Source organism: Mesorhizobium sp. ISC11 (assembly GCF_037162595.1).
GTDB lineage: Bacteria > Pseudomonadota > Alphaproteobacteria > Rhizobiales > Rhizobiaceae > Mesorhizobium > Mesorhizobium ciceri.
In genome coordinates this window covers 455,019-468,800 of sequence record NZ_JAVSPW010000001.1, presented here as the reverse complement: position 1 = coordinate 468,800, position 13,782 = coordinate 455,019, and the positions used below count along the sequence as shown (strand labels likewise).

Here is a 13,782-nt window from a genome sequence, read left to right as displayed (position 1 = left end):
AACAAAGAACTAGGCTCTCAAGCCACGAGCTCGCAAATCAACCGAGGCGGGAACATCGGCAAAATTTAAACCACAGCGTTTAAGTTCTGAGAAAAATCGCCAGAATTGACGAGAAACGCTCGGTTTTCTCAATTTTTTAGCGCTTGCTCACATAAGTATTTCAGCTGGGTAGATTTTTTGTGTTGCGCCGCACAATGCCGTAGCCGAACGATCTCCTGGGGGACTCGTTTGCGACTGGATATGCGCCGTGGAGGATCCCGCCAGGTTGACCAGCTTGAGCCACCCGTCCGTCGATTTCGAGCGTAGGTTCGACGATGCCTGCGCTCTGGCGGGTCTCGTCCGCCTTGGCCTGCCGCTCGAAACGGCCGGGTGGCGGCTTGGTCGCGGCCATCACGCTGGCGGATGCCGCTGATGGGAAGCGCACGCGACATCCAACTGGATGCGTTGAGAGCCATCGCCGTGACGATGGTGTTGTATTCCCATTTCTTCGCCGCTGGAGGATCTTCATTCTGGGGCCATATCGGCGTGCGGCTGTTCTTCGTGCTGAGCGGCTTCCTGATCACGCGCCTGCTCCTGGAAGCGCGTTCGGCCGCCGAATTCGAGACCGGCCCCGCGCTGCGATCCTTCTATATCAGGCGAGGCTTGCGGATATTTCCGCCCTATTTCGCCGTCCTGGGTTTCGTCTGGCTGGTCGACCTGGACCAATCCAGGGGATCGCTGGTCTGGCATGCGCTTTACCTGTCGAATTTCTGGTATGCGCTGCGCAATGACTGGAACCCTTGGGTGCTGTGCCATTTCTGGAGCCTGAGCATCGAGGAGCAGTTCTATCTTGCCTGGCCGCTGGTCGTCCTGCTGGCCCCGCGCCGCCGCTTCGAACAGATCTGCATCGGCGTCATCGCACTGTCGCTGGCCTATCGCTTTTACTGGCCGCTCACCGCCAACACGACGCTGGCGCGCGACCTGCTGCCGCCGGCATCCATGGATGCGCTGGCGACGGGCGCGCTGCTTGCCTGCTGGCGATCCAGGGGCGCGGCCCTGCCGCACTGGATGCGGCTCAGCTGGCCTGCCTTCGCGGCCGCATTCCTTGTCATCGAGTGGTTTGTGCCTGCGCCCGCCGATCCGATGCTCGAATGGACCCATTGGCTGGTGCGGCAAGTCCTGCCGCTGGTGCCGCTGATGGTCATCGTCGCAGCCTGTTCGCGCGGCCTTGGCGGCACTTTGGGAAAGCTTGCCGAACTGCCGCCGCTGCTTGGCCTCGGCCGCATCAGCTACGGCGTCTATCTCTATCATCCGATATTGCTGTCGCTCGCCGTCAAGGCGCAACCCTGGATTCCGCTCAACGTCTCGGAGCAAGGGCCAGGGCGATTCCTGGTTGCGAGCGCCGCCACGATTGTCGCGGCCTCGATTTCCTGGGTGGTTTTCGAGAGGCCGCTCAACAGCCTGAAGCGCCACTTCCCCTATGTCGCGCGCACCCGCTCCGCACAGGGCAGCCATGGCGGCTGGCTCGCGACGGCGGCTGGCGGATCGCCCGATGGCCGCACACCGGCGCTCGAACTCCAGCGCACGGATGCAAGACGATGACTGCCGCACCGCTCGTCTCCGTCCTGTTGCCGGTCTACAATGCCGGTCCCTATCTCGCCACCGCGCTGGGAAGCATCCTGCGGCAGGATCACAGTCGCCTGGAGATCATCGCGATCGATGACGGTTCGACCGACAATTCGCTCGAGATACTCGAGCGATGCCAAAAGGCCGACAGCCGCATTTCGATCATCTCGCGCGAAAACCGCGGCCTTGTCGCGACGCTCAACGAAGGGCTGGCGATCGCCCGGGGCGAACTGGTCGCGCGGATGGACGCCGATGACGTCGCCTATCCCTGGCGTTTGTCGCGCCAGGTGGCGCTGTTCGAGCGGCGGCCCGAACTGGGCTTCTGCGGCGCCGGCGTCGACATGTTGATCCGCGGCCGCATCGCCAGGGGCAGGCCCGATCCGGTGTTCCAGTTCGGCCGCATCCCTGTATTGGCGATGTTCTTCACGATCTTCATGCACCCGACGGTCGTCTACAACAGGAAGGTCATCGACGACAGCGTCCTGCACTATGACCAGGCCTACCGGCATGCCGAGGATTTCGATCTTTTCAGGCGGCTGGCCGGCCGTTACCCGGCAGCCATGATGCCTGAAAACCTGGTCGTCTACCGCGTCCATCAGGCAAGCGTGACGAGCCGGCACGTCAAGGAGATGCGCAGGACGCATTTGCGGATCGTGGCTGAGAACCTCGAGCGCGAGGGCCTGGCGCAGGCCACGCGGGACCTGCGCGACATTGGCGATGCGGTCAGCCACGGCACCGTCGCCCGTGCGGCCGACTTCATCGTCGCGCTGGAGGAGGAGATCCGCTCGCTGTCGGCGGCGACGCGGCCGAGCTTCGAGGCCGGCGCGCTGAACCTGTTCTATTTCCTCTACCAGCTCGTCGCCGACGAAAAGCAGCCCGCGCTGACGCATGAATTGCTGACGCGGACCGCGAAATGGAACGTCATCCGGCGCCGCGAACAATATGCCCTGCGGCCCGGCGCCTGGGCGCCCTGGCTCAGCCGCGCTTCGCTGTCGGCCGCCAGGCAGGCCGATGCCATGGCATACTTCTTCAAATCTGCGCCCGCCGCGGCGGTTCTGGCACCTTATCAGGCGGGCTGAGGCATGATCGTCAAAGCCAACCAACCCCTGCAGCGCGATCGTTCGACGGCGCTTGGCCCCGCCCCGGCCGGTCCCCGCCCGGAACGAGCGGCGCCGGAAGTCAGCTTCATCATCTGCACGCGCAACCGCGTCGCCGTGCTCGATGCCTGCATCAAGTCGGTGCAAGCCGCATGCCGCGCACATGCCGGCTTCGCCGCCGAACTCGTGGTCGTCGACAACGGTTCGAGCGACCGCACGGCCGAACGCCTGGCCAGCATCGCGGCTGCGTCGGAAATTCCGTTCACGCCCGTTTGCGAGCCGCGCCCCGGATTGGCGGCTGCGCGCAACGCCGGGCTGAGGCGCGCGCGCGGCCGTGTGCTGGTCTTCGTCGACGACGACTGCGCGGTCCATCGCGACTATCTGCGCGATCTGGAGCGACACTATGCGTCCGGGGAACAATGGCTCATCCGGGGCGGCCGTGTCGAGCTTGGCGATCCCCGGGATTTGCCGTTCACCATCAAGCGGTCGTGGGCGCGCGAACGCCTGACGCCAGATGTTCATCCCGGCGGTTTCGTGCTGGGCTGCAACATGACGATGCACCGCGATGTCGCGGCCCGCATCGGCTATTTCGACGAACGCTTCGGCGCCGGCGGACCATTGCGGTCGGCCGAGGATACCGATTATCTCGTGCGCGCGATGCTGCTCGGCATCGCGGTCGAGTATGTGCCTGACATGACGATTTTCCACCATCACGGCCGGCGGGATCGCAAAGCCATCGAAAAGCTGCATCGCGACTACAGCCTGGGCAATGGCGGGCTCTGCCTGAAGCATGTTCGCCACGCGCCCTGGCTGCTTCGCCATTTCTACTGGGCCGCAAGAGGGGCTTTCCGGGAATTGGCGGGAGGACCCGCCTTCGATCGTGAACTCAACCTGTCGCACTGGCCGATCGTCGCCATGAATTTGCTCGGCGCGGCCAGGTTCGCGGTTCTCCTGCTGGTCAGACGGCCGCGAGCCGAACCGGTGCGGCAAGATCAACAAGCCAATGCCCAGGCGAGGTGAAACGCTGTAATGCCAATGCTGCCGCCAAACCTGCCGATGCTGTTCCGGGCGTTCGGAAAGCGGCAACTGCGCCTGCTTCCGGCGGTGGTGGTTCTCGGCCTGGTCAGCGCCGTCCTCGAAGGGTTCGGCATCGGCCTGATCATCCCGTTGCTGGGCATCATCATGGGACACGGGGATGCCGCCGGAATGGCAGGCTTCTCCGCTGTCCTCCAGCACGTCGGATCGGGCTTGAGCGAGCGCGACCGGCTGGTCGTCATTTCAGCCGCCATCCTCGGCTCGATCATCCTGAAGAACGTCTTCGCCTTCGCCAACACGCTGCTGACGACCTTCATCTCCGGCAAGGCAAGCCATTCCATCCGCAGCGCCCTGTCGGAGCAGCTGTTGCGGGTCGGCTACCCCTTCTTCCTGCGGCAGAATCCCGGACGCCTGCTCAACATCATCTCCAACGAATCCTGGCGGGCTTCCGATGCGATCCAGATCATGCTGTCGGCCATCGTCAGCGCATCGGCCGCCATCATCCTCCTGGCTTTCCTGCTGCTGCTTTCGTGGCGCATGACGCTTTTGGTCACGCTCGGACTGGCGCTCGTCCAAATCGCGCACGCCATCCTCTCAGCCAATCTGAAGGAGCCAAGCCGCAGCGTCGCCTCGCGCAACGGCCACCTCGCCTCGCAGATGCTTCACCTTGTGCATGCCGGACGGCTGATCCGCATCTTCGGACAGGAGAACCGGGAAAAGGCGATATTCGACACGGCGTCGGATGCGGTTCGCCGCGCCTCCTTCGCGCTGCTGGTGCGCCAGGGAGCGCTGCCGCCGCTGACGGAGGTTCTCCACGCCATGCTGTTCCTGGCGGTGGTGATCGGCGCCTGGCTGGCGCAGGTGAGTTTCCCGCTGATCATCGCCTTCGTCATCCTGCTCTACAGGCTGCAGCCGCATATGCGGGCCCTGCAGGGGTCGTGGAGCCAGATGCAAGGCCTGAGCGGATCGCTTGAGGAGGTGACATGGCTGCTGGATCCCACAGGCAAGCCGCAACCGCCGCAAGGCGACGGGCCATTCCACGGCCTGCGCCAAGGCATCAAGTTCGACGATGTGACATTCACCTATTCCGGCACGGACCGGCGCGAGGTTGTGCTGCATGCGGCGGCATTCGAGATCCGCGGTGGCCGCTCGACGGCGCTGATCGGCCGCTCGGGCGCCGGCAAGACGACGATCGTCAATCTCCTGTGCCGCTTCGTCGAACCGGACACCGGCAGCATCCTCGTCGATGGATCGCCGCTCGACCGGATCGACGCCAGCCAGTGGCGCCGGCACATCGCCCTGGCCAGCCAGGAACTGGAACTGGTCGACGGCAGCATTTTTGAAAACATAATCTACGGCCAGGATGCCGCGACAGCCAGCGATGCCGAGGCCGCCGCGAGACTGGCCGAAGCGCATGAATTCATCGAAAGGCTGCCTCAGGGCTACGAGACCCTGGTTGGCTACAGGGGCGTCAATCTGTCGGCGGGACAGAGGCAGCGCATCGCCTTGGCGAGAGCCCTGGTGCGCGATCCCGATCTCCTCATCCTGGACGAGGCCACCAATGCCGTGGACGGGCTGTCGGAAGCGGCCATCGTCGAGACCCTGAAGTCGAGAGCCGGCCGCCGCACGACCATCGTCATCAGCCATCACCACAGCACCATCTCGTTCTGCGACGACGTGGTCATCCTGAGCGGCGGCCGCGTGAAAAAGCAGGCCCCTTTCGGCGCCCTGGCCTCGCTCAGCATGGACGAGCTTTACCAGCACGAACCGCTCGACTGAGAAGGCGCCGGGCCGGCCCGCGATCTTATCCTGGGCGTGTCTGCAGCCTCCGGCCGGCGGGTCGTCGCAAGGGTTCGAATCACAAGCCAGGGGAATTGCCGCTGGCACCTTCCGTGATCGCACCAATGCCGTGCGGGACCGAGGCGCGCTACCTTGCCTGTGCGGCGGACCTGTCGATCCGCCTGGCCGGTGCCCCATTGGACTTACTCTCCGGGTGAGGTGCCGGCCTCCCATGCACAAACAAAGATCTGGTAGCCTGAACCCCTTCAGGCGCGACACGCTTCAGGTGGCGGCGCCGACATTCCTGCGCATGCGCCGCCTGCCCGTCGTCCGTGCTTTCTTCGCCATCGCCCCGGCCATCTCGACCACGCCGTCCTCGCGCGGCCTGCCATTGGTGGCCTTGTGGAGCCGCTCATAGGGCAGCAGTTCCTTGATCCGGGCATTGAGCGAGGCGATTTCGGCCTTGAGGTCCTCGCACTCCTGCCTCTGCACGTCGAACTGTATCTGTTCGGACGCCTGTTGCAGCGTCAGCTGAGAAAGGTTGGCGTTCACCTTGGAAAGACTCATCTTGTCGCTTTCGCTCTCCTGGCTCAGCGCGGACAATCTTTCATCGGCGATCTTCTTTTCGGCCAGGGCATCGTTCAGTTCGCTCTTGAGCCTGGCGATTTCGCCTGCGGCTTCGCTGTTTTCGCTCGACACCTGCTCCAGCCGCGATTGCAGGTTCTGGATCTCCGAGCTCAACCCGCGCATTTCCGCCTGGCTGCGAGCCAGCTCGGCTTCCTTGTCGCCTTCCATCATGTGGGCCGCTTCGGTCGTTTCCGACAGTTTCGCCTGTGCCGCCTCGAGCGACTTCTGCAGCCGCATCTCCTCTTTCTCGCTCTTGCCGAGCGCCGCCAGCAGCTCCGCCAGCCGCGCTGCTTCGGTGGCATGGACCGCCGACAGCTCGTCGAGCCTGTGGCGCGCCTGCGATTCCCGCTTCAGCGCCTTGTCGAGTTCGATCGACAGGTTGACGTGCTTTTCGCGCAGCATCTTGCTTTCGCGCAAGCGCCTGTTGGCCTCGACCGTCCTGGCGGTCAGCCGCTTGGCGATGTCGCCGAACTCCGCCTCGCGTTTGGCGCTCGCATTGGCTGTCTCGACGAGTTCCAGCCTGACCGCGGCAAGTGCCGCACGAAGCGTCTCCCGGTCCTGGACCAGGCTTGTCTCGCGCTGCTGCAGCGCTTCGAAAGCGCCGTCACGCTCGCGCAACTTTCGCGTCGCGTCGTGCAGCTTCTCCGACAGAGCCCTCTGTTCGGCGGCCAGGGCGGCATTGGCGACCTCCAGCTCGTTGGCGCGCAGGATGTCGCTGTGCAGGATGTTGAGGAATTCGCGCGTCAGATGGTGTGAGGTGCCGATCTCCGACAGCTTGTCGTTGATCTCCTCCAGATAGTCCCTGGCGTCGTGGAAGAGCCCCTCGAAGGCGCTCAATGCAGCCAGCCGGGTCTGTGTATGGGCGGTCAGTCTTGGCGCGGTTTCGGAACTGTCCGCAGCGCCCGCATCCTCGGCATTCCCGGCATTGTCGTCATTTGCCGCATCGGCCTGGGGTGGCCCGTCATCGGATGCCGCCTGGGCATCCGGCACATCGTCGCTCTCTGGCGGCGCCAGGTCGTCGGCGTCGAGACTTGCATCCAGCGCGTCCGCCAAATCGATCTGCAGGTCCTGGATTGCTTTATCCACGTCTTCAGCACGCTTGATCAGGCCTCTGAAGTTCATCACCAAACTCCCCTTACGCATACCTCGCTTAGAACTTAACAAATTGCTAATATATCCTTACATCCGCTGCTTGCGCAGGGGAAGCCCCGTCGGCACAAAGGTAAATTTGGGACATTTTAGGGGTTTGGACGGCGCGAGCGATGCGGTGCGAGGGTGCGATGCCGGTTCTGCCGGCGGGACAGCGCCCCCCTCTGTCCTGCCGGACATCTCCCCCCACATGGGGGGAGATTGGACGTCATGCGGGCTTTCGCCAATCGCCAACGTTGCAAGAAGAACTGAAGCGCAGAAATTGCCAATCTCCCCACTTGTGGGGGAGATGTCCGGCAGGACAGAGGGGGGCGCGAAGGATCGCGGCTCCCCCTAAGTTGCCCTCACCCCGCCATGGCCAGCGGCACGGCGCTCTTGTTGGGGATCTGGATGTCGATTTCCAGCGTCGACATGGTCTCGCCGCGGTCCATCGAGACCTGCAGATAGTCCTGGTCGATCTGCACATGCTTGGCGATGACGGCCATGATCTCCTCGCGCAGGATGGAGACGAGGTCGGGCTGGCTGCGGTTGCGGCGCTCATAGGCGAGCAGCACTTGCAGCCGCTCGCGCGCCACCGGGGCGCTGGAGCGCCGCTTGAAGATGTCGAGCAGGTTCATGCCGCCCTCCTTCCCAAAAGACGATCGAGGAAGCCCTTGCGCTCGAAGGGCACGATGACGGGCAATTCCTCGCCCTCCAGCCGCCTGGCGGCGTCGATATAGGCCTTGGCAGCGGAATTGAGCGGCTCCGACAGCGTCACCGGCGAACCGAGGTTGGAGGCGCGCAGCACGTCCTGGCTTTCCGGAATGATGCCGAGCAGCGGCACCGACAGGATTTCCAGCACGTCGTCGATGGACAGCATCTCGCCGCGCGACGCACGCGCCGCATCGTAGCGGGTGACCAGCACATGCTTGGCGATCTGCTCGCCCTGCTCGGCCCGCAAGGTGCGGGCATCGAGCAGGCCGATGATGCGATCGGAATCGCGCACCGACGACACTTCCGGATTGGTGACGATGACCGCCTCGTCGGCAAAGCGCATGGCGAGCTGCGCGCCGCGCTCGATGCCGGCCGGGCTGTCGCAGAACACGTAGTCGAACACCGAGCGCAGCTTGTCGATGACTTCGCCGACGCCCTCTTCGGTCAGCGCATCCTTGTCGCGCGTCTGCGAGGCCGGCAGCAGGAACAGCGTCTCGACCCGCTTGTCGCGGATCAGCGCCTGCGAGAGTTTCGCCTGGCCCTGGATGACGTTGACGAGGTCGAACACCACGCGCCGCTCAGCGCCCATGATCAGGTCGAGGTTGCGCAGGCCGACGTCGAAGTCGACGAGCGCCACCTTCTTGCCGGTCTTGGCCACGGCCGCCCCGAGGGCCGCCGTCGAGGTCGTCTTGCCGACGCCCCCCTTGCCCGAGGTGACCACCACTACCTTGCCCATTGAAAAGCCTCCGTTGTTGTTGTTCTTGGTCGAGCGGCCCGGCCGCTCCAATATCGAAACGAATGTCAGCTCAGCGTCGAAACCCGCAACGCGTCGCCGTCGAGAAACGCCTGCACCGGCTTGCCGCGCGAAACGCCTTCCATCTCCTCGGCGGTGACGTACCAGCCGTCGACCGCCAGCAGCTCCGCCTCGTTCTTGCGGCAGAAGATGCGCGCGCCCCTGTTGCCCAGCGCACCCGCCGAAGCGCGCCCGCGCAGCGTGCCATAGACATGGATCGAGCCCGCCGCGATGATCTCCGAGCCGGAAGCGACCGAACCCAGCACGATGACATCGCCATGCGGATGCACGATCGCCTGGCCGGAGCGGATCGGCGCCTTGATCATCAGCGTGCCCGAAGCTTCGACCTGCGGCTCGCTATCGCCCGCCTTGCTTGCGTCAACCTTGCCGACCTTGTCCTTGTTGGGGCCGGCTTCAGGCGCCCTGCCCTCGGCCTTGCCCTCTCCGGAAACATCCTCCCGCGCCTCGCGGGGCAGCAACCCATCCGTCGTCGCCTCCTTGGCGCCGACCAGCACCGGCGGCAGGTTGGGCTCGAGTGCGGTGTGGCCGTCGAGCTCGATGGCGTAGACGCGGATGCCGCGATGGCCAAGCACGCCGACCAGCGATTCGATCGCCGCGACATCGGGCTTCAAGGTGTTGAGATCAAGCACCACCGGACGGCCGGCGAAATAGCCGGGCGAGTTGCCGATCCAGTGATCCAGCCCCTCCAGCCACACGTCCAAAGGCGCCTCCGGCGTCAATGTGAAAGCGACGAAAGAGCGGGCGCGAAAGCGAATGGATTTGGCCTCGAGGGGGGCGGCAAAGGTCACGGCTGGCGAATCCTTACTGAGAGGTAAACGCTAGCGAGGGAATGGTTAACGAATGGTTAATGCGAGGGGGTGGAGTAGGCTGCGCGAGCAGCGCCCTATTCGCGACTTTCGCGTGCTCTGTAATGATCTAACTACTTCGCTGCGGCGGTATATTTTTATAAAACAGGGGAATTCGGAATTTGTGCTTGAACAGCGACTGAAATTTACTGCAAGAACAGATCAATGGCCCTATCTCAAACGCAAATTCAGCCTCCAGCGGATTGGGAGGCATTCGAACGCGCTTCGGTTATCCTCTGGTCTGACATCCTAAAGGATGAGGGAATCCATAGGTTCGGACGAGGCGGCCAAGAGCAATATGGACTCGATCTAACAGGCTACCGAAACGGCGACGCGAGGCGGCTGGTCGGAATCCAGTGTAAGTGCGTCGACCGAAATCGACGGCTAGACGAGAAAACGGTGCGCGCAGAAGTCCGCAAAGTTTTGGCCAGCGGGTTCGACATCGCCGAGTATTTTGTCACCCATACCGGACCAAATGATGGCCGCCTCGACCGTCTGGCCACTGCACTCACACAAGAACAGGCTAAACTCGGCCGGAACCTAATCATTCGCGTTTGGGGGTGGGGAACGCTCCAAGAACGCATCGCCACCTCTGATGTTGGCATGCGTGCTTTTGACCCAACTGTCGGCCTCTTTGCCGAAGGAACCCGCGATGCCGTGGAAGCAGGCAACCGTGAAACGCAGCAAGGATTTGAACGCCTAAGTATCCGCATCGACGCGGTATTGGCGCGACTACCAGCCGATCCCTCCGCCACGGACACCGCGCTGGAAGCCCCGCTCGATCGTGAGATCGATCGATATCGAAAAATGATCGACGAAGGCAATCCACGTAACGCGTTGAAGCTATTAGAAGGTCTTTGGAAGGATTTAGGAGAACAAACAACTGGTCGAATTCGGTTTCGAGTCAAAGCCAATATAGGGCATTGCCGTGTCCAACTCGGCGACGAGCAACAAGGTGCAGATGATCTTTTGAATGCGGCCGACTATTGGCCGGAGGATGAAAAATCGGTAGCGAACAAAATTCTCGCGCTATCGCTTAAGGGGCAGTTTCCGGAGGCATTTGAATTCGCAAGTTCGTCACTGGAAAAATTTCCTGACTCGGAATTGGTAGGAGCTTATCTGATCCAGGCTTGCAGGGATCGCCCATTGAAGGGCTCACCGCTTGATCTGTTGCCGGAAAAATTACGCTCTACGGAGCAGGTTGCCATCACCTACATCGACCATCTGAGGTACCGTGAACAAGTGCCGGAATGGTGGGAAGTGGCTCATGCATCTGCGATCAGTTTTCCTGAAAGCCGACAGTTAAGACTTAATTCGGCTGATGCCACCGTCGACAGGTTAACCAGAAAGGTCCGAGACTGGGTTCGACTGAGCGACGATGAACGCGCAGAGGCAATGGCCGCGTCCAAAGTGCTCGAAGAGCAGTATGAGAGCATTCGACAACATGACGTTCCAGCAAGACGGGACCACCTAGCGTACATTACCAACTATCTTGTGTCCCTGCACACAATGGGGGCCATGGAGAAGGCCAGCACGGTCATTCAAGAGGCGCTAAGGATTGCGCCTACCGATCAGAACTTGCTGGCCTTAGGCGCCCAAATCGGCTTCGAAGTAAATGATACCAATCTCCTTGATGTGTCATTCCCAAAGTTAGAGCGCTCTGGGAATTCGCTCCTGCTGGCAACCCAGATCGCGGCACGCAGATCCGACTGGGCCTTCCTTCGCAGCGTAACACTTACCGAAACCGAGACGCTGCCAGAGACCGAAAGGGATGTCGTTGCAGCACTAATCAAGTGCGCGCACGCAAAGAACGTCGATAGTGCAGCCGCGTGGACAATGGCCACGGACTTGGTTGCGGAAACGGAAAACAATCCGAGAGCCAGTATTATTGCAGCAGGATTGGCACGAGATCTCGACGCCGAGAACTTGGAAACCCAGGCATTCCAGAACGCCATCAGTGCGGCAAACGACAGCGCCGATTTCTCTTCCCGAGCTATGATTGCACACTACGCCATGGCGAAGGACCTGTACGGCATCGTTATCAGGATGCTCGACGGTCGCGTCGACTTAAGTCAAGACAACTCAGAACTTCGGATGCTGGCTAACGCACATGCCTATGCAATTCCATCGCGTGCAAGCGGAGGAAAGTTCTTCGAATCACTAGAACCTTCTCTCAGAAGGGCAAAACGATACCTGCCTCTAGAAGGAATATACCACTATCATAGCGGAGATTTGGATGAGGCGGAGACGTGCTTTCGCTCTTACTTGGAGCTAGCACCCAACGATTGCCGCGCGTTGATCCTACTAGCTCAAACAACGGGACGTAAATCAGGCAGCTACCAGTCGATAGCTGACCTTATAGAGTCGTTGTCAACCGGAATTCTTGAAGGCTCCCCGCTCGACAAGATGCGCGTTGCGCAACTGATACTTCGAATGGGGCGAACTAACGAGGCGATAAGATTCGGATACGAAGTGCTCAAAGAAGGGCGCAACGATCCCTCCACCAATCTTCACTATGTAGGTCTAATTCTTATCGCTGAGACAGCTGACGTATTGCGCTCTCCAGGTACGGCAGGCAATGGCGCTTGGGTGGAGATAACCGGTCCAGATCAGCAAGTTAACTCATTTCTGATTGAGGAAGGTCCAGATCGACCGGTAGAGCGCATTTACGGGCTCTCCCATCGCTATGCGCAACAAACACTAGGGAAAGCTGTGGGCGACGAGATAGTCGTGAGCCACCCTGCTGGAGACCAAGTATGGCAAGTCTCCCAGATCAAAAGCCGCTACCTTCATGCGTTTCACGATATCACCGCGAAATTCAACGAGCGCTTCCCAGATCATCCTGGATTTTGGACCATCACGACCCGTGATGGTGACGTGTCCCAATTTTTGGACGTGACGCGCAAGCACGGAGAACGTCGCGACCGGACCCTCGAAGCCTACAAAAAGGGTTTACTTCCCATACAGTTGATGGCTGAAACGGGTGGCGGGAACGTCATCGCATTCATGGAGGCGGTAAGAGCAACCGGCGGTGAGATTAAAAGTTGCAGAGGCACGTCACCGGAGCGGGAGAGCGCTCTTTGCTGGATTGCTAGAAGTGAGTCCCGCGGCGTAGTGCTCGACACTCTCACGTTTTGGACGGTCGTTGACATTAACGCGATAGACGTTCTCAAATCTGTTTTTGGGGAATTGGTGCTAGCAAGAAGCTCAGTCGATGATATCGGAGAGCTGAAAGAAGATTATTTACCAGATGCTGACAGAAAAACTGGGTCAGCGACTTTTTACAATGGGGAATTCTATCTAGTTGAAAATACGCCTGAGATTATTGAAAAGCGACGGACCCTATTAGAAGAACGCGAAAGTGTTATCCGGAATGAAATACGGGTTTCAGCGGTACGCCTCCCTTCAAATTTACCAGCGGCAATTGAAGAACGCCTAGCGCAACTAGGAATCGATCTTGTTGGAAGCGCGGCGGTTGCAGCTGAAAACGGCATGATCCTTTTGTCGGACGACTTAGCCTACCGTACGTTGGCATACGAGTATTTCAAGACTCCAACAACATGGTTGCAGCCAGTCTTCATGTATGCCCAGCGGCGAGGGTTGATTAATATGGAGAGATATTCGGAACTCTCTGCCAAGTTGGCAGAACGACGGCACGGGTTTGTATCGGTTGAGCCGCTTTCACTAGAAGCCTTGCTTCCTACGGGAGATACTATTTCGGGTACGCTATACGAAAAACTTGCTGATTATCTCGGAACAAAAGATGCTGATTTTGAATCTCACATAGGTGTTTCGGCAAAATTCCTTCAGTCGATTTGGAGTCGCTCCAAAATTGGCCTGCCGGAGACATCTGCTACGGGCTTGCTGCTAGAAAATATTACCAGATTTCGCGATCGGGATTCGAACGGAATACTCGCCCGACTTATGATCGAAGTTAGTAGATCTCGGTTTAACGAATATGTGGCCCGCTGGAAGCGAGGTCACTTTTTGCATTCCACAGAACCCCTGCCTGGCGCCAAGTCGGCTTCTTGAGGTCATTGCCGCAACATAGGCTCAGGCATATACATCCGCAAGCTTGATGCAGCAGGCTGGGCCCTCCCCCTCAATGCCGCTTGAAATACCGCACCTCCCGCTCATG

The 13,782-nt window shown here is 60.7% G+C and carries 9 protein-coding genes; 5 read left to right on the top strand and 4 right to left on the bottom strand.

Annotation, left to right across the window (positions count from 1 at the left end; translation table 11 throughout):
• The first annotated feature begins 411 nt into the window (after positions 1-411).
• From RPF88_RS02420 to RPF88_RS02405, 4 genes are read left to right on the top strand one after another with little or no spacing between them, the layout of a single operon-like run.
• Positions 412-1,581: an acyltransferase family protein gene (locus RPF88_RS02420; protein WP_024501681.1), complete on the top strand. Its 1,170-nt coding sequence runs from the start codon at positions 412-414 to the stop codon at positions 1,579-1,581.
• Positions 1,578-2,684 (top strand): glycosyltransferase family 2 protein, encoded by a 1,107-nt coding sequence (locus RPF88_RS02415; RefSeq protein ID WP_127369752.1) that lies wholly within the window; start codon positions 1,578-1,580, stop codon positions 2,682-2,684. The genes RPF88_RS02420 and RPF88_RS02415 overlap by 4 nt, the downstream gene beginning before the upstream one ends.
• A gap of 3 nt (positions 2,685-2,687) precedes the next feature.
• Positions 2,688-3,722, top strand: coding sequence for a glycosyltransferase family 2 protein (locus tag RPF88_RS02410; RefSeq protein WP_337121636.1), 1,035 nt, complete (start codon positions 2,688-2,690; stop codon positions 3,720-3,722).
• Positions 3,723-3,731: 9 nt separating this feature from the next.
• Positions 3,732-5,516, top strand: a complete 1,785-nt coding sequence (locus RPF88_RS02405; RefSeq protein ID WP_337121635.1) for an ABC transporter ATP-binding protein — start codon at positions 3,732-3,734, stop codon at positions 5,514-5,516.
• A gap of 282 nt (positions 5,517-5,798) precedes the next feature.
• Here RPF88_RS02405 and RPF88_RS02400 read toward each other — a convergent pair whose 3' ends face one another.
• From RPF88_RS02400 to minC, 4 genes are all read right to left on the bottom strand, one after another.
• Positions 5,799-7,265 carry a hypothetical protein gene (locus tag RPF88_RS02400; RefSeq protein ID WP_337121634.1) on the bottom strand — a complete coding sequence of 489 codons (1,467 nt, stop codon included), beginning with the start codon at positions 7,263-7,265 and terminating at the stop codon, positions 5,799-5,801.
• 371 nt (positions 7,266-7,636) lie between these two features.
• Positions 7,637-7,909 carry a cell division topological specificity factor MinE gene (gene minE, locus RPF88_RS02395; RefSeq protein ID WP_024501686.1) on the bottom strand — a complete coding sequence of 91 codons (273 nt, stop codon included), beginning with the start codon at positions 7,907-7,909 and terminating at the stop codon, positions 7,637-7,639.
• On the bottom strand, positions 7,906-8,721 hold the full coding sequence (gene minD, locus RPF88_RS02390; protein WP_013530671.1) for a septum site-determining protein MinD: 816 nt from the start codon (positions 8,719-8,721) through the stop codon (positions 7,906-7,908). Before minD ends, minE begins: the two co-directional genes overlap by 4 nt.
• A 65-nt stretch (positions 8,722-8,786) precedes the next feature.
• Positions 8,787-9,587: a septum site-determining protein MinC gene (gene minC / locus RPF88_RS02385; protein ID WP_337121633.1), complete on the bottom strand. Its 801-nt coding sequence runs from the start codon at positions 9,585-9,587 to the stop codon at positions 8,787-8,789.
• A 456-nt stretch (positions 9,588-10,043) separates the two neighbouring features.
• Between minC and RPF88_RS02380 the strand changes: the two genes are divergently transcribed.
• A complete protein-coding gene (locus tag RPF88_RS02380) occupies positions 10,044-13,676 on the top strand; it encodes a tetratricopeptide repeat protein (RefSeq protein WP_337121632.1) in 3,633 nt (1,210 codons plus the stop codon).
• Positions 13,677-13,782 lie beyond the last annotated feature (106 nt).